This window comes from Bacillus sp. SRB3LM, assembly GCF_015712745.1.
GTDB classification, from domain to species: domain Bacteria; phylum Bacillota; class Bacilli; order Bacillales; family Bacillaceae_G; genus Bacillus_A; species Bacillus_A thuringiensis_K.
Map to the genome: position 1 here is coordinate 140,147 of NZ_VWVQ01000008.1, position 16,916 is coordinate 157,062.

A 16,916-nucleotide genomic window follows, 5' to 3' on the forward strand; every position below is an offset into this window, starting at 1 on the left:
CTTATTTTGCGTCGTACCAAGTTGGACCGTAAGAATAATCAACTTTCAGCGGAACTGCAAGTTCAATTGCATGTTCCATTACTTCAGGTACAAGCTGCTCTAATTTTTGAATCTCTTCTTTTGGTGCTTCAAATATTAATTCATCGTGTACTTGCAGAAGAAGACGCGCTTGTAATCCTTCTTCTTCTAAACGATCTGCCATAATAATCATCGCTTTTTTAATAATATCTGCTGCAGTACCTTGAATTGGTGTATTCATCGCTGTACGTTCAGCGAAGCTACGCAAGTTGAAATTACGACTCGTAATTTCTGGAATATAACGGCGACGATTTAATAATGTAGCCACATATCCTTTTTGTTTCGCATCTTTTACGATGTCCTCCATATATTCTTGTACACCAGGGAAACTTTCTAAATACTTTTCAATAAATTCCGCTGCTGCTTTTCTTGTAATTCCTAAGTTTTGCGAAAGACCATAATCACTAATACCATACACAATTCCGAAGTTAACAGCTTTCGCTTGTCGTCTCATATTTGAAGTTACTTCATCTTTTTCAACGCCAAATACATCCATAGCTGTTTTCGTATGAATATCCATGTCATGTTGGAACGCTTCAACTAGCCCTTTATCATTTGCAATATGAGCTAATACACGCAGTTCGATTTGTGAATAATCAGCTGCATACATAATCCATCCTTCTTCTGATGGAACAAATGCCTGACGAATCTTTCTTCCTTCTTCTAATCGAATCGGGATATTTTGCAAGTTCGGATCCGTTGAACTTAATCGACCTGTTTGCGTTAACACTTGATTAAAGCGCGTATGAATTTTAGATGAATCTTCATGTACAACTTTCAGTAAACCTTCAATGTAAGTTGAATTTAGCTTCCCTAATTGACGATAATGTAAAATATTTGGAATAATTTCATGGTGATTCATAAGCTTATCTAGTACATCAGCTGACGTAGAATAGCCTGTTTTCGTCTTTTTAATAACCGGTAAGTTTAAGTTCTCAAACAAAATAACACCAAGCTGTTTCGGTGAATTAATATTAAATTCTGTTCCCGCAAGCTTATAAATTTCCTGTTCCATTTCCTTTAATCTACCCGCAAGTTCTTCCCCCATATTACGAAGACGATCTGTATCAACTTTTACACCCTTTACTTCCATATCAGCTAATACACGTGCAAGGGGCAATTCTAACTCTGTAAACAGTTCATATTGCTCATTCTTCTTTAACTCTTCCACAAATGTTTGCTTTATATCATATAATACATGCACTTTACGAGCCACATGCTCCGCTACTACCTCTAACTCTGGAACAGCACGCTTCGCACCTTTTCCGTAAACTTCTTCATCTGATTTCACAGCATGCGTTTCTTTCATTTTCGCTACAGTACGGAAATCTTTATCTGTATCAGCCGGGTCAAGTAAATAAGCAGCGATTAATAGATCGAAGTCAATCCCTTGCATATCTATCCCATTCCATTTCAGTGCAACGATTGCACGCTTCGCATCAAATGTATGCTTTCTCATTTCTCCATCTGCAAGCCACTCTTTAAAAGCATCTGACTTAAGAGCAATGTCTGTCTGAATAAAGTAACATCCATTTTCATTTTGAATACCGAAACCTTGAATGTCTGCTTTATGATAATTATCTTCTTGTACTTCAACGATAAGCGCACTATCTTGCTGAAGCATTTCTTCTGTAACTTCTTCCACAATATCAAATGTAATATCATCTAATTCAGCTGGAGCTGTTTCTTCTGGCGTAACGCCTAATTTATTTAAAAGAGATGTAAATCCTAAACTCTCGAACATTGGAATGACATCACTTGCTTCATATCCTTTATACGCCATATCATCCACATGAACTGTAATCGGCGCATCTGTAATAATAGTTGCAAGATCCTTACTCATAAGAGCTTGTTCTTTATTTTCTTCCAGTTTTTCTTTTAATTTCTTCCCACTTACTTGATCTATATTTTCATACACCGCTTCAACCGTTCCAAACTGTGTTAACAATTTAATTGCCGTTTTTTCACCAACTCCTGGTACACCCGGTATATTATCTGACTGGTCTCCCATTAAACCTTTCATATCGATAATTTGCTTTGGTGATAAGCTGTATTTTTCAAATAAAGCTTCTTTCGTATATTCATCCACTTCTGTAATCCCTTTTCGCGGAATACATACAAGCGTGTTATCAGAAACGAGTTGAAGTAAATCTTTATCTCCTGAAATAACTTTTACACTTGCCCCTTGCTCACTCGCTTCTTTCGCTAACGTTCCCATGATGTCATCCGCTTCATAATTTTCTAATTCATAACGCGGTACATTGAACGCATCCAGCATCTCACGAATAAACGGGAACTGCTCTGATAATTCAGGTGGAGTCTTTTGACGTCCTCCTTTATACTCACTATACGTTTTATGACGGAACGTTGTTTTGCCTGCATCAAATGCCACTAACATATGAGTTGGCTTTTCTTCCTCTAATATTCTCATTAACATCATTGTAAAACCGTAAATTGCGTTCGTATGTATACCTTTGTCGTTATTTAAAAGCGGTAGTGCAAAGAAAGCACGATACGCGATATTATTACCATCTACTAATACGACTTTTTTTTCCAAAATTGAAACCTCCCCATACAAATTTGAAATGATTTTTTTCACAGAAAAAAACCGTTCCTTTCCTCTCTCTATATTAACATGACTAATAGAGAGAAGAAAAATAACGGCTATTTTCTTTCATATATAAAACAGACTTATATTGGCATAAAGGGAAGTGACGAGAACAGCTTAACTATTCTCGTCCAAAATTACTCCTTGGATGAAGGGGTTTTCATGTATTATATTAACAGAGCTTTATTAATATTTAATTAAGCCATTGTTAATATATTGTAAACATCCTTCATCCTATTTTTCAGTTGCTGATTTCGGTAAAACAACTGTAAACGTTGTCCCTTCTCCAACTTCACTATCTACTGTAATCGTACCTTGATGCGCCTCAACTAAATGCTTTACGATCGACAATCCAAGGCCGGTACCACCAGTATTTCTACTTCTTGCTTTATCCACCCGGTAGAAACGTTCAAAAATACGCGGAATTTCCTCTTTACTAATACCAATTCCAGTATCCGATACTTTTATATAAGCATTATATTTATCTTCCGCTAACTCTACTGAAACAACGCCTCCAGCCGGTGTATATACGATTGCGTTATTAATTAAATTAATAAAGATTTGTTTCAAACGACTTGGATCTCCAATAACAGAGGCTCGTTTTAATACATTCACTTGTAAAGAGATTTCTTTCTCTCCCGCTTTATTATCAAGCACCATATGAATATCTTCAAGCAGCCCCTTCATGTCAACAGTTCCCATATTTAATTTAAATCCTTGTTGTTCGATCTTTGACAAATCTAATAAATCTTCTATTAATCCTTGCATGCGCTCACTTTCTTTTAAAATAATGTGCAAGAAATGTTCGCAGAATTTTTTATTATCCATCGCTCCGTCTAAGAGTGTTTCTGAAAAACCTTTAATAGAAGTAATCGGTGTCTTTAATTCATGAGAAACATTCGCTAAAAAGTCTTTTCTCATTTGTTCTAATTTCTTTAACTCTGTTATATCATGGAATACGAGAACAATCCCTTTCCATTCATGGTTTGTCCCGATAATAGGCGCTCCATATACTTCGAAATGCTTCCGTTCAATTCCAAGTGGCAATAACATTTGTTTACGCACTTTCACTTCTGTCATAAAGATTTCTTCTACAAGCTCAATAATTTCTGTATGATGAAACGATTCATAATATAAGCGATCTAAATATTCTTCATCTGTTACGTGGAAGGTTTCCTTATAAGAGCGGTTTACAAGGTTTATATATCCTCGGCTATCAATTAAAATCATTCCGCTTCCCATATTTTCAATTAACGTATGCAGACGATCTTGCTGCATTTCTTGTTCAAGTGTCATCTCTTGTAAATTTCGAGCTAAAATATTAATCGCTTTACTCAGCATTCCTGTTTCATCCGAATGACTTTCGTATGCACGTGCTTTATAATTACCCTTTGCCAATTCAATTGCAACTTTCGTAACCGATTCAATTGGCCTAATATATTGCCCTGTAATTTTCATACCTAAAAATACAACTACGAGACAAGCAATGACAAATCCGATAATTAATAATCCCCACGTTTTTTGGTGAACATCTTTCAAAGGCTCAATTGTGCTTTTCACCAAAATGTATCCTTGTTTTCCTTCTACATCTTGAACGAACACCGCATGATAAAATTCATTCTTTCGATCCGTTTCTTTCGTAATCACTTTACTTCGTTGTTTTGCCACTTCCGAAGAAAGTTCTTTAATCGTCTCTGGACTAAATGTCAATTCTTGTCCTTTTCTATATTGAACTTTCTTTTTTTCATCCAAAAATACGATAGAAGCTGGTATTTTTTCTTCTATCTTTTCAAATACGTATGGATTCTTTAAGACATTATCAAAACCTTGCTCTTCTGCTAACGTCGCAACATACTCCGTCTCTTTTACCATTCTCTCTTTAGCATGATCTATATAGTAGTTTTCAAACACAGTTTCTAGTAATAAACCTAGTCCAACTAAAATAAATACAATAAGAGAAACAAATGTAAAAAGAAGCCTGGAACGAAATTTATTCATTCCCTTTTGGCTCCTCTAATTTATATCCTAAACCACGTATCGTTTTAATGTACGTCGGTTTTTTCGTATTTTGTTCAATTTTATCGCGCAAATGGCTAATATGAACATCAACAATTCGTGTATCACCAGCAAAATCGTAATTCCATACAGCACTTAATAATTGATCACGTGTCAACACGCGACTTTTATTTTTCGCAAGATACACAAGTAGTTCAAATTCTTTTGGTGTTAATTCAAGCTTTCTTCCTTGGAAATAAGCCTCATAAAACTCCGGTAAAATTTTAAGTTCTGCAATTGTGATGCTATCTTCATCTGGCGCTTCTGCAACTTGTTCTTCTTGTTGTAATTTCGTACGGCGCAAAATCGCCTTCACACGAGCAACAACTTCTCTTGGACTAAATGGCTTCGTCATATAATCATCTGCCCCAAGTTCAAGGCCTAGCACCTTATCAAACTCATCATCTTTTGCCGTTAACATTAAAATCGGCGTCATAACGCGCTGCAATCGTAATTCTTTACACACTTCCATACCATCCATTTTCGGAAGCATTAAATCTAATATAATTAAATCTGGGCGTTCTGTTGTCGCTTTTTGAAGCGCCATTTCTCCATCCATCGCTGTTATAACTTCAAACCCAGCTTGTTGTAAATTAAATTCAATTAAAGTTAAGATAAATTCCTCATCATCAACTACTAAAATACGATTGTTCATTCTTTTCCTCCAAGTTATAGACTTGAAACCTTCTTCATCCTAGTATTTTCCCCGTTATTCTCATCATACTAGAAAATAAGGTCCCTCTCAATATAATTGTCTATTCATGGAGATCGTTTGTGTAGAATTGAGAAAATAGACGTAATTACGCTTCACCTGCAACTACACAGGATTTTGCCAAACTTTATAGATTGCTCTCTCTTCTTTAAAGCTCACTTCCGTATGAACTATAAAATCTTGATTTTGTGCTATAAAAAACGAAAGAGCATACCCTATTTTATAATCTGGTGTTTCATATCCATCAAATACTCTCCCGTACATTTCATTCGCAACCCCGTCTGCCCACACTTCAGCTTCTCTTACCGTTTCAAAGATCACACCTTCTCTTTTCCACCTCATCTTAAAGAATCACTCCTTCCATTGACTTAAATTATTAAATTATAATATAGTGAATATTGTTAATTTGATAATTCGAATATAAAAGATAAGGAGTTTCTATTATGCGACTATTACTACCTATTTTAACTTTAGTAGTAACATGTTTCCTTACTTTTAACGTACCGAGCTGGGATACGATTAAAACGGGGTGCTCAGAATTTACTGAAGGGTTCAAAGAAGGATTCTTCAACTAAAAATAGCGCTATCATCCTTATTAAAGGTATGCTAGCGCTATTCATACTTTCATCTTTTAAAAATTATCTAATGCTTTTTCCATAATAGAGACTGATTTAAAAGGTGGCGTTACTGTTAATGAACCTTTCACAACAGTTTCTCCTTTTTCATCATGAGCAGATACAAGCATATCAATTGTATGTTCCTCCTCAGAAACAGCCACAACTTCAAAGTGGATTTGTAACGTTTCATAATGGTGAACATGTTTCACGAATGTAAGGTCCTTTCTCGTAATATGACTTCCTGGACCCGGTAAATATTTCGTAACCGCCGTTGTAATCATTCCCGTTAGCATAATGCTTGGTACAATCGGCTTTTCATACGGAGTTTGGGATGCGTAATCATGCTGAATATATAATGGATTGGCATCATTCGTTAACCCTAAGTACAATAACAAATCTTTATCCTCAATTTTTTCAGTGATAGATAATTTCTCTCCTACTGTAATTTCATCCATTTTACGACCAATTTGAACTTTTTTCTTTAACATGTTACAACCCCCTCCGATTTTTTCACCTTATTATCCTACTAAAAGCGATACCTTATCCGAAATTTACTATGATGAGGGCAATGTATAGTATAAATCTACAGTTTCATTATAGGATATTACAAATGATAGCGTTTTCATATTATTTCAAAAAAACAATTCGGTAAATAGTAGAAAAAGATTCGGAATCCCGAATCTTTTTCACTACTATTCAATTATTAAACAAGAACTTTCATTACGTTACGTACAGATTCTACAGAGCGATCTAACGCTTCTTTTTCATCTGCAAGAAGTTCTAATTCAATAATTTTTTCAATTCCGTTACCACCTAGAATTACTGGTACCCCTAAGTAAAGGTCACTATAACCATACTCACCTTCAAGGTACGCAATAGCTGGTAATACACGGCGTTGATCTTTTAAAATCGCTTCTGTCATTTCAACTAAAGAAGCTGCTGGTGCGTAATATGCACTACCGTTTCCTAATAAGCCTACAATCTCACCGCCACCTTTACGTGTACGTTCTACAATTGCTTCTAAACGCTCTTTCGGAATTAACGTTTCTAACGGAATACCGCCTGCATAAGAATAACGCACAAGAGGTACCATGTCGTCACCGTGTCCACCAAGAACAAATCCTGTAATGTCTTTTACAGAAAGATTTAATTCTTGTGCGATGAATGTACGGAAACGAGCTGTATCTAATACACCCGATTGGCCGATTACACGCTCTTTCGGGAATCCTGCTTCTTTAAATACAGAATATGTCATTGCATCAACTGGATTTGTTAACACAACAATAATTGCATTTGGTGAATGTTTTGCAATGTCGCGCGTAATACTTTTCATAATTTTAGAGTTTGTTGCTACTAAGTCATCACGGCTCATACCAGGCTTACGTGCAATACCTGCTGTAATAACGACAACGTCAGAATCAGCAGTATCTGCGTAATCAGATGTTCCAATAATGTTAGCATCAAAACCTTGTACTGGGCTCGCTTCTAACATATCTAACGCTTTCCCTTTTGTTGGATTTTCCAGTTGTGGAATGTCCACTAATACAACATCTGCAAGTTCTTTTTGTGCTAATAAGAATGCCGTTGTTGCTCCTGTAAATCCCGCACCGATGACTGAAACCTTCTTGCGTTTGATTGTCATAATTTACCCCCCGCTTTAATTATGCGTTTTTGATTATCGCTACATCCATGTTTTTAATAAGTTCATTAGCGAACTCAGAACATTTCACTTCTGTTGCACCTTCCATTAAGCGTGCGAAATCATAAGTTACTACTTTTGAAGCAATTGTTTTCTCAACAGAAGCAGTTACTAATTTCGCAGCTTCGTTCCATCCTAAGTGTTCTAATAATAATACACCAGAAAGAAGAACAGAAGATGGGTTTACTTTATCTAAACCTGCATATTTTGGAGCTGTACCGTGTGTAGCTTCAAAGATAGCATGTCCAGTCACATAGTTAATGTTTGCACCAGGTGCAATACCAATTCCACCTACTTGTGCAGCAAGTGCATCAGAGATATAGTCACCATTTAAGTTCATTGTTGCAACAACATCGAACTCACGTGGACGAGTTAAAATTTGTTGTAAGAAGATGTCTGCAATAGAATCTTTTACGATGATTTTTCCAGCCACTTCAGCGTCTGCCATCGCTTTATTCGCTGCATCTTTACCATCTTTTTCAACAATACGATCGTATTCAGCCCAAGTAAATACTTTGTCGCCGAATTCTTGTTCCGCTACTTCGTAACCCCAGTTTTTGAAAGCACCTTCTGTAAATTTCATAATGTTTCCTTTATGAACTAATGTAACAGAAGAGCGTTTTTCGTTAATTGCATATTGAATTGCAGCACGAACAAGACGCTTTGTCCCTTCTTCTGAAATCGGCTTAATACCAATACCAGATGTTTCTGGGAAGCGGATTTTATTAACACCCATTGCTTCTTTTAAGAAAGCAAGAACTTTTTCTGCTTCTGGAGATCCTTGTGCATATTCAATTCCAGCATAAATGTCTTCTGTATTTTCACGGAAAATAACCATATCAGTATCTTCCGGACGTTTTACAGGTGAAGGAACACCTTCAAAATAACGAACTGGACGTAGACATACATATAAATCTAATTCTTGACGAAGTGCTACGTTTAGAGAACGAATACCACCGCCAACTGGAGTTGTAAGTGGACCTTTAATCGCGATTAAATATTCACGAATTAAGTTTAAAGTTTCTTCTGGTAACCACTCGCCTGTTTGGTTGAATGCTTTTTCCCCTGCAAGCACTTCTTTCCAAACGATTTTCTTCTCACCATCATAAGCTTTTTCAACTGCTGCTTCTAGTACGCGAGATGCAGCTGCCCAAATATCAGGACCAATTCCATCTCCCTCGATAAATGGAATAATCGGATTGTTTGGTACATTCATAACACCATTAGTTACAGTAATTTTTTCACCTGTCGTCAATGTGATAACCCCCATGTTTGAAATTTCATATGTATGAAACTGAGGGAATAACCCCTCAGTTCAAACCGTTAGTCAAATTAAAATATTCTAATCATTACATCTTTCCGAAAAAATCAGACTTTTGAAAGCGTATTTTCACTATCAAAATAGTGTTATTCGCTTATCGTTGTGCAATTGGAACATACAATTGATGCGTCGGTCCATTATAATCAGCACGCGGACGAATTAAACGGTTGTTTTCATATTGTTCTAGAATATGAGCTAACCAGCCTGACATACGGCTAATTGCAAAAATAGGTGTAAATAAGTCATGGTCAATTCCTAAACAATGGTATACAGAAGCTGAATAGAAATCAACATTTGGTGGAAGACCTTTTTCTTTTGTTACAATGTCTTCAATTTTGATAGACATATTATACCATTTCTCTTCTCCTAAAAGCACGCATAATCTCTTAGACATTTCACGTAAGTGTTTTGCACGTGGATCACCCTGCTCATACACACGGTGGCCAAAGCCCATGATTTTCACTTTATTTTGAAGAGCATTATGAATATATGACTCTACATTTTCTTCTTCACCAATCTCAGTTAACATCTTCATTACATTTTCATTTGCCCCACCGTGAAGAGGACCTTTTAATGCACCGATTGCTGCTGTAATACCAGAATATACATCTGAAAGTGTAGCTACGCAAACACGTGCAGTAAATGTAGAAGCGTTTAACTCATGGTCTGCATGAAGTACAAGCGCCTTATCAAAAGCTTCAATTTCAACTTCATTTGGCTCGCGATCATTTAACATGTACAAGAAGTTTGCAGCTAATGATAAATCCTTTCTTGGCTCAACAATATCTAAACCTTTACGGATTCTCGCGTAAGCAGCAACTAAAGTTCCCACTTGAGCCTGTAATTTAACCGCTTTCAAATAATTAGACTTTTCATCCATAATTTCAGCGCTCTCATCGTATAATGATAGCATGGAAATTGCAGTTCGTAAAACAGACATCGGATGTGCAACTTTTAAATCTACTTGTTTTAAATATGTTAAAATCTCACCTGGAACTTTATAGTATTCAGATACAATTTCATTAAATTCCGCTAGTTCTTTTTCATTAGGAAGCTTGCGGTGCCATAATAAGTACACTACTTCTTCAAACGTAGCATTCTCAGCTAAATCATCAATATTATACCCAACATAAGTTAATGTATCATCAATAATAGAGCTCACAGATGATGTTGTTGCTACTACCCCTTCTAAACCTCGAATAACAGTCATGACATTCTCTCCTTTTCCTGAAAATTCTCCCAACCTTGCTCCTTATATCTATTTGCTCCCCCTATGAATTATGAACGCCCGTTCACTCTTTAGGCAAGCAAAATGCACGATCATGCAAATTTGTTGCGATGTTCCCCTCTTATTGTCCATTGTCTACATGGAAAGCATGAGCGTGAATGTCTCCCCGAATCCTCACGCTCAAAACAACAAGTTAGTGAGGAAAATACATTCCGAAGAGTTTTATGATAAAAACAACATAAAACAATATCATTATAAAATTGTTTTATGTTGTTTTTATTTTATCTGGTGTAAAGTCTCTGCTGTTATGTAACTTTTCAAAGTTTCTAATCCTATTATAAACAATTATCTGACTTTTGTGAACAGAAAGAATTCAAAAATTTTATATTACTATAAAATTCCTTATTTAAACATTTGTATAATACTCATAACCGCATAGGCAATTCCAGCCCCAATTAACGGACCAACAGCAACCCCATTAAATAGCGCAACCGCTATAATTGTCCCAAAAACAAGCGCAGTTGTAATGTGAGGATCCGTTGTCAACAATTGTACGCCGCCTTTCGCTAACAAAGCGACCGCTACACCTGAAGCTAAAGCAATCCACGCATAATAAGATTTCGCCGCTTCTCCAAGTTGTTTAAAACCTATTTCCCCCGTCGCAATCGGTACGAGCACCGCTATTGTAATGACCGTTACACCTAGATTAATTCCTTTCGTTTGTAAATAAGGAAAGACCTTATCTCCTAAAAATGTAAACTTCAATAAAAATAACACACCAATAGCTACAGTAAGCGATTGGTTTTTAGCAATAAGTCCGATAATAAGTAGTATGAATAAAAATAACGTTGACTGACTAATCATGTTTGCACTTCCTTTCTGAAAATAATGAACTCATTTCCAAACAAAAATACCTTTAAACCTATCGTTATACATGCTATATCGATGCCTATTCAACATGAATCACTTCATTTTTTATGTATTTTAAAATGACAAACTGAGACTTTCACCATCAAAATTTAAGCATGTATACATTTTTAAAAACGGGCGTCTCTTCTTTCTTTTCTAATTAGAAACAGGTAAAATAAAAAGAAGAGAAAATGAAGTTTTTACCATATAGTAGAAGCATCAACACCAAGCTTTCACAGTCACTCACATACTGAAAAAGCAGGAAAAATCCATCATTCCACTATAACATAAAGTGAAACTTTAATCAGTGGGGCATTTTCCACTGATTATTAGTTGAACCAATCGGGCTTTTACGGGCAGTTTATCGCCATCTAACTCCTTTGATCCAGCCGCACTTTTGATAGGAGCTTTACTGCCCGTTAATGCGGGGTAAAGTGAAACTTTAATCAGTGGGGCACACTCGTTATAAGTTGAACGAATTAGGATAATCCAAATCGGAATGGGAGGTATACATCTTTGAACCGAAACTTACTATATATGATATTACGACTCATATTTGTCATTGTAGCAACGGTAGCTGGGTTCTATGTATTACTATACATATCAGGGCTTATCTATCCTTTTATTATCGCTTTTGCATTTGCTTATTTGATTAATCCTGTCGTCAATTTCCTTAATCAAAAACTACAATTTCCTCGCGCACTAGCAGTACTCGTTAGCTTAATTCTCGTATTTGGAGCTATCGTTGGACTTGTTACATATCTTGTGACTGAAGCAATATCTGCCACAACATACTTACTACAACTTGTTACAGTAAAGTTTCCAGATATCGTTACATTCGCTCAGCAATTTGCACTTAATCATATTATGCCTCTCTACGATGATTTAATCTCTAAATTTAATCATCTTGGAGAACCACAGCGCTATACAATTACACAAAACATTCAAAACTTAGGAACAGAAGCGACAACACAAATGAAAGAACTTTTAACCACCATTATAAGCGGGTTAACGAATTTCATTAGTGCACTGCCAACAACTTTAACTGTCCTTGTATTCATTTTATTAGCCACTTTCTTCATTAGTTACGATTGGCACCGTCTTGCTCAGAAAGCAAGAAAATTGCTACCGAATCGTGTACATGGCTATGGAAAAACTATTTTTGTCGACTTAAGAAAAGCTTTGTTTGGTTTTGTGAAAGCACAACTTACACTCGTATCTATGACAACTGTCATTGTACTAATCGGGCTTTTAATATTACGCGTACCATACGCCATTACTATCGCGATTATTACAGGGGTTGTAGATTTACTACCATATTTAGGAACAGGCGCAGTCTTTGTTCCATGGGTTATATACGTATTTTTCACTGGCGATACCGCATTCGCCATTGGTCTTCTCATTTTATACATCGTCGTGATTGTCCAAAGACAAATTATGGAGCCGAAAGTACTTTCATCTAACATCGGTCTCGATCCATTAGCAACACTCGTCGCTCTATTTGTCGGCTTTAAACTTTTTGGCTTTTTAGGGTTAATCATCGGTCCAGTCACCTTAGTACTACTTAATACATTACACAAAGCTAATGTCTTCCATGACTTGTGGAAATATATTAAAGGTTCACCTTCAAAATAATAGTTTCTAATTCATACACAACAAAAAACTTACATGTAATCAGTGGGAATTTCCCACTGATTATTCCTTGTACTTATTTTTCATACTCATTACATAAAACAAGAGAATTGCACTCAAAAAAGATAATTCTCTTGTTTTTTTGCATAAAAAACGCATATTTCGTGGTGTTTTTACATATTTATTCTATTTATTTTATAATTATTATTTACATTTATTACTTTTTATGTAAATGAATAAATATACAAAACAGCATAAAATAAGACTTCAACTAACAATTTACGCCTTTTTATATGAATTCTTTACACCAATCGTCCCTTTATATACAAAAGCAAAACTTTAATTTAACAGCACTCCCCTCCATCTTATTCATCTAAATAAATAGCACTAAAAAATCACAAGTTTAATCGAAGCACAACAAGAGTTCAAACGAAAATTATATAGCAAATATAATAAGCGGACGTTTTGTTCATCCCCACTCATCATTCACCCCACATCAGACACTTACAAGCAGCCCAGCTTTGAGGTAGAAATCCCCCACAAATAGCGAGGTAAAGCAAAGCTTCAATCAAAAAGTTCTTCTCCTCTTACAAGACAAGAAATAGCACTTAGATTTCTACAATCTAAGTGCTATTTCTGAATGATAATAGTAGAGTTCTTTCTAAATTTCCATTCCATCCACTTCATAACAAGAGGCTTCAATAAAGCTCTCGTAATAGGAATCACGCAGATAAACCCTAGCACATCTGTCACATACCCAGGAAGCACCAAGAGAACGCCTCCTACAAATACAAAAATACCATCTAGTACCGCCTCACCTGGCATTTCCCCTCTATTCAACTTAGATTGAATCTCTCCAAGCACTTTAAACCCTTGTCTTTTCGCCAAATACACACCTACAACACCTGTAAATACAATCATAGCGAACGTAGACCATAAACCTATTACATGACTTGATCCAATTAAGACCGTAATCTCAATCGCTGGTATTAAAATAAACAAGAATAGTAACCATTTCATAGTTCTACACCTCTCTCACATCTCACTTTTAATGCCCTCACAACGCCTATATACATCATATGAAATATAGATATCCTTTCATATTAAAACCCATAACAAACAGCTTTTAAAAGCAATTCTAGGCGCTTTAAGCTAATTCTATCTCGTTTTTGTGTAAAAAAAAAGAGAAGGACTCCGATCCTTCTCTCCGTATTACTTATAGCACTTCCGCATGTCCATTATAAACAATTCCGCGTGCTGCATCAACTGTTACTTCTTGGCCATTTTTTAAAGTTGCTGTTACGCCGTTTACACCAACGATAACAGGAATACCGATTGATACGCCTACAACAGCTGCATGGCTTGTTAAGCCACCTTCTTCTACAACTAAAGCCGCAGCTTTTTCGATTGCAGGAATCATATCTTTATCAGTGCTTGTTGTAACAAGGATATCACCTTCGTTTACGTTCGCTACAGCTTCAGCAGCTGTTTTTGCTACAACTACTTTACCTTTTGCAGCTTTACGACCGATTCCTTGTCCTTTAGCAATTTCTTCACCAACAACGTGGATTTTCATTAAGTTTGTTGTACCAGTTTCAGCAACTGGAACACCCGCAGTAATCACTACAGTATCTCCAAGTCCGATTAGACCTGCATCCATACCTGTTTGAATTGCTGTATCTAACATTTCGTCAGTTGAAGCTGCGCGCTTCTCAGCCATAAATGCTTGTACACCCCAAACAAGTGCAAGACGACGTCCTACTTGCTCGTCAGATGTTACAGCTACGATTGGAGATTTTGGACGGTATTTAGAGATCATTTTTGCAGTATATCCACTTTCTGTTGGAGCTACGATTGCAGCTACATCAAGAGCAAGTGCTGTATGCGCAACAGATTGGCTAATTGCATCTGTAATTGTTGGAGTGAACTCTTTAATACGTTTTTTGAACATATCTTCATATTGTAATGATTTTTCAACACGTACCGCAATGTTAGCCATCATTGTTACTGCTTCTACTGGGTATTGTCCAGCAGCTGTTTCACCTGAAAGCATGATTGCATCTGTACCATCAAAGATTGCGTTAGCTACGTCACTTGCTTCCGCACGAGTTGGACGTGGGTTACGTTGCATAGAATCTAACATTTGCGTTGCAGTAATAACCGGTTTACCTAACACGTTACATTTTTTAATTAGACGTTTTTGTACTAATGGTACTTCTTCTGGTGGAATTTCCACACCCATGTCACCACGAGCTACCATTAAACCGTCAGAAACTTCTAAGATTGAATCGATGTTGTCGATACCTTCTTGGTTTTCGATTTTTGGTACGATTTGGATGTATTGAGCGTTATGCTCTTCTAATAATTCACGGATTTCTAATACGTCAGACGCTTTACGTACGAATGAAGCTGCGATGAAATCAACTTTTTGCTCGATACCGAAGATGATATCTTTTACGTCTTTTTCAGTGATACCAGGAAGCTTAATGCTTACGTTTGGTACGTTAACACCTTTTTTATTTTTTACAGTTCCGCTGTTAAGAACTTTTGTACGGATGTTTCCGTCAGCTTTTTCGATTACTTCTAGTTCGATAAGACCGTCATCGATTAGAATGCGAGAACCTGGGTCTACATCGTCATAAAGACCAGCATAAGATACAGAGAACTTCTCTGCAGTACCTAATACTTGCTCAGTAGAAAGAACTACTTCTGCACCTGTTACAAGCTCAGCTTGTCCGTCTACGAAGTCGTGAGTACGGATTTCTGGACCTTTTGTATCAAGTAAGATACCAACTGTTTTACCAGTTTTCTTTGAAGCTTCACGAATGTTTTTAATACGAGCTCCGTGCTCTTCATGGCTACCATGAGAGAAGTTTAAACGAGCAACGTTCATACCTGCTTCGATTAATTGCTCTAATTTTTCAATACTTTCACTAGCAGGACCTATAGTACATACAATTTTAGTTTTACGCATATTGCACCTCCGAAAATTATGAAACCGTTCCCAAATATCTGACATTACGCCGATTAGATGGATAATTCTTTAGATAATTGATACATATCTTTATCGATTGTATGCTTTTGAGCTAACGCTTCGATAATGTCATGATCAACAAGTTTGTTATCTTGAATACCTACACAACGTCCGCCTTTACCAGCAATCAATAATTCAACTGCTCTTGCGCCAAGACGACTTGCTAATACACGGTCTTGTGCACTTGGCGATCCACCACGTTGTACGTGACCTAATACAGTTACACGAGTATCAAAGTTTGTTGCTTCTTCAATGTGCTTACCGATGTCAATTGCACTTCCAACACCTTCAGCTACAACGATAATACTGTGTTTTTTACCACGTTCACTACCACGCTTCAGACGAGCGATAACATCATCCATGTCATACTCTTCTTCTGGAATTAAGATTGTTTCCGCACCATCAGCTAAACCAGCCCATAATGCAATATCACCAGCATGACGTCCCATTACTTCGATAACATATGTACGTTCATGAGATGTAGCTGTGTCACGAATTTTATCAATTGCATCAATAACAGTGTTTAAAGCTGTATCGAAACCAATTGTGAAGTCTGTTCCAGGGATATCATTGTCGATTGTACCTGGTACACCAACACATGGGAATCCTTGTTCAGTTAATTTTTTAGCGCCTTGGTAAGAACCATCTCCACCAATAACAACAAGTCCTTCGATACCGTGTTTCTTTAATTGCTCGATACCTTTTAGTCGTACTTCTGGATCTTTAAACTCAGGACATCTTGCTGTATATAATTTTGTACCACCGCGGTGGATAATATCGCCAACAGAACCAAGTTCTAATTTTTCAATGTGACCAGAAATTAATCCAGCGTATCCATGGTAAATACCATATACTTCAATATCATGGAAAATCGCTTTACGAACAACTGCACGAATGGCAGCATTCATACCAGGTGAATCTCCACCACTTGTTAATACACCAATACGTTTCATTTGTACTCACCTCATAAAGATTATTTGCCTTATAATAAAATAACACGAAAAAATATAAAAATACAATGGA

The 16,916-nt window shown here is 36.5% G+C and carries 14 protein-coding genes; 2 read left to right on the plus strand and 12 right to left on the minus strand.

Annotated features, from left to right (window positions below; all coding sequences use genetic code 11):
- Nucleotide 1 precedes the first annotated feature (1 nt).
- From polA to F3I02_RS07615, 4 genes are all read right to left on the minus strand, one after another.
- Nucleotides 2-2,635 (minus strand): DNA polymerase I, encoded by a 2,634-nt coding sequence (gene polA / locus F3I02_RS07600; protein ID WP_000412800.1) that lies wholly within the window; start codon nt 2,633-2,635, stop codon nt 2-4.
- 285 nt (nt 2,636-2,920) lie between these two features.
- The gene (gene phoR, locus F3I02_RS07605) at nt 2,921-4,684 is read right to left on the minus strand and encodes a sensory box histidine kinase PhoR (RefSeq protein ID WP_001032105.1); all 1,764 of its coding nucleotides are present in this window, start codon (nt 4,682-4,684) and stop codon (nt 2,921-2,923) included.
- Entirely contained in the window at nt 4,677-5,396 is a 720-nt protein-coding gene (phoP, locus tag F3I02_RS07610) for a two-component system response regulator PhoP (protein WP_001065220.1), read from the minus strand. The genes phoR and phoP overlap by 8 nt, the downstream gene beginning before the upstream one ends.
- A gap of 162 nt (nt 5,397-5,558) precedes the next feature.
- Nucleotides 5,559-5,795: a hypothetical protein gene (locus tag F3I02_RS07615; protein ID WP_001267387.1), complete on the minus strand. Its 237-nt coding sequence runs from the start codon at nt 5,793-5,795 to the stop codon at nt 5,559-5,561.
- Nucleotides 5,796-5,896: 101 nt separating this feature from the next.
- On the opposite strand from F3I02_RS07615, the gene F3I02_RS34360 reads away from it, so the two are divergent.
- Nucleotides 5,897-6,028: a hypothetical protein gene (locus F3I02_RS34360; protein ID WP_269061758.1), complete on the plus strand. Its 132-nt coding sequence runs from the start codon at nt 5,897-5,899 to the stop codon at nt 6,026-6,028.
- A 56-nt stretch (nt 6,029-6,084) separates the two neighbouring features.
- Here F3I02_RS34360 and F3I02_RS07620 read toward each other — a convergent pair whose 3' ends face one another.
- From F3I02_RS07620 to F3I02_RS07640, 5 genes are all read right to left on the minus strand, one after another.
- A complete protein-coding gene (locus tag F3I02_RS07620) occupies nt 6,085-6,558 on the minus strand; it encodes a MaoC family dehydratase (RefSeq protein ID WP_000914180.1) in 474 nt (157 codons plus the stop codon).
- Nucleotides 6,559-6,773: 215 nt separating this feature from the next.
- The gene (gene mdh / locus F3I02_RS07625) at nt 6,774-7,712 is read right to left on the minus strand and encodes a malate dehydrogenase (protein WP_000153232.1); all 939 of its coding nucleotides are present in this window, start codon (nt 7,710-7,712) and stop codon (nt 6,774-6,776) included.
- A gap of 19 nt (nt 7,713-7,731) precedes the next feature.
- Complete coding sequence (gene icd / locus F3I02_RS07630) at nt 7,732-9,024, minus strand: NADP-dependent isocitrate dehydrogenase (protein ID WP_000206898.1); 1,293 nt, start codon at nt 9,022-9,024, stop codon at nt 7,732-7,734.
- Nucleotides 9,025-9,184: 160 nt separating this feature from the next.
- On the minus strand, nt 9,185-10,333 hold the full coding sequence (gene citZ / locus F3I02_RS07635) for a citrate synthase (RefSeq protein ID WP_142237972.1): 1,149 nt from the start codon (nt 10,331-10,333) through the stop codon (nt 9,185-9,187).
- Between the two features lie 387 nt (nt 10,334-10,720).
- A complete protein-coding gene (locus F3I02_RS07640) occupies nt 10,721-11,182 on the minus strand; it encodes a DUF441 domain-containing protein (protein WP_000625507.1) in 462 nt (153 codons plus the stop codon).
- A gap of 561 nt (nt 11,183-11,743) precedes the next feature.
- On the opposite strand from F3I02_RS07640, the gene ytvI reads away from it, so the two are divergent.
- The gene (gene ytvI, locus F3I02_RS07645) at nt 11,744-12,862 is read left to right on the plus strand and encodes a sporulation integral membrane protein YtvI (RefSeq protein WP_001081382.1); all 1,119 of its coding nucleotides are present in this window, start codon (nt 11,744-11,746) and stop codon (nt 12,860-12,862) included.
- A 627-nt stretch (nt 12,863-13,489) separates the two neighbouring features.
- Here ytvI and F3I02_RS07650 read toward each other — a convergent pair.
- The 3 genes from F3I02_RS07650 to pfkA form a co-directional block, all read right to left on the minus strand.
- Nucleotides 13,490-13,879, minus strand: a complete 390-nt coding sequence (locus F3I02_RS07650; RefSeq protein ID WP_196477790.1) for an FxsA family protein — start codon at nt 13,877-13,879, stop codon at nt 13,490-13,492.
- A gap of 196 nt (nt 13,880-14,075) precedes the next feature.
- Nucleotides 14,076-15,833 (minus strand): pyruvate kinase, encoded by a 1,758-nt coding sequence (gene pyk / locus F3I02_RS07655; protein WP_001232673.1) that lies wholly within the window; start codon nt 15,831-15,833, stop codon nt 14,076-14,078.
- 53 nt (nt 15,834-15,886) lie between these two features.
- The gene (pfkA, locus tag F3I02_RS07660) at nt 15,887-16,846 is read right to left on the minus strand and encodes a 6-phosphofructokinase (RefSeq protein ID WP_000821157.1); all 960 of its coding nucleotides are present in this window, start codon (nt 16,844-16,846) and stop codon (nt 15,887-15,889) included.
- Between the last annotated feature and the right edge of the window lie 70 nt (nt 16,847-16,916).

What these genes read in the sequence shown, in the direction of transcription:
- pyk (WP_001232673.1), bottom strand. Translation starts at nt 15,833, where the DNA reads ATGCGTAAAACTAAAATTGTATGTACTATAGGTCCTGCTAGTGAAAGT.
- F3I02_RS07615 (WP_001267387.1), bottom strand. Translation starts at nt 5,795, where the DNA reads ATGAGGTGGAAAAGAGAAGGTGTGATCTTTGAAACGGTAAGAGAAGCT.
- pfkA (WP_000821157.1), bottom strand. Translation starts at nt 16,846, where the DNA reads ATGAAACGTATTGGTGTATTAACAAGTGGTGGAGATTCACCTGGTATG.
- F3I02_RS07650 (WP_196477790.1), bottom strand. Translation starts at nt 13,879, where the DNA reads ATGAAATGGTTACTATTCTTGTTTATTTTAATACCAGCGATTGAGATT.
- phoR (WP_001032105.1), bottom strand. Translation starts at nt 4,684, where the DNA reads ATGAATAAATTTCGTTCCAGGCTTCTTTTTACATTTGTTTCTCTTATT.
- phoP (WP_001065220.1), bottom strand. Translation starts at nt 5,396, where the DNA reads ATGAACAATCGTATTTTAGTAGTTGATGATGAGGAATTTATCTTAACT.
- F3I02_RS34360 (WP_269061758.1), top strand. Translation starts at nt 5,897, where the DNA reads ATGCGACTATTACTACCTATTTTAACTTTAGTAGTAACATGTTTCCTT.
- F3I02_RS07640 (WP_000625507.1), bottom strand. Translation starts at nt 11,182, where the DNA reads ATGATTAGTCAGTCAACGTTATTTTTATTCATACTACTTATTATCGGA.
- mdh (WP_000153232.1), bottom strand. Translation starts at nt 7,712, where the DNA reads ATGACAATCAAACGCAAGAAGGTTTCAGTCATCGGTGCGGGATTTACA.
- F3I02_RS07620 (WP_000914180.1), bottom strand. Translation starts at nt 6,558, where the DNA reads ATGTTAAAGAAAAAAGTTCAAATTGGTCGTAAAATGGATGAAATTACA.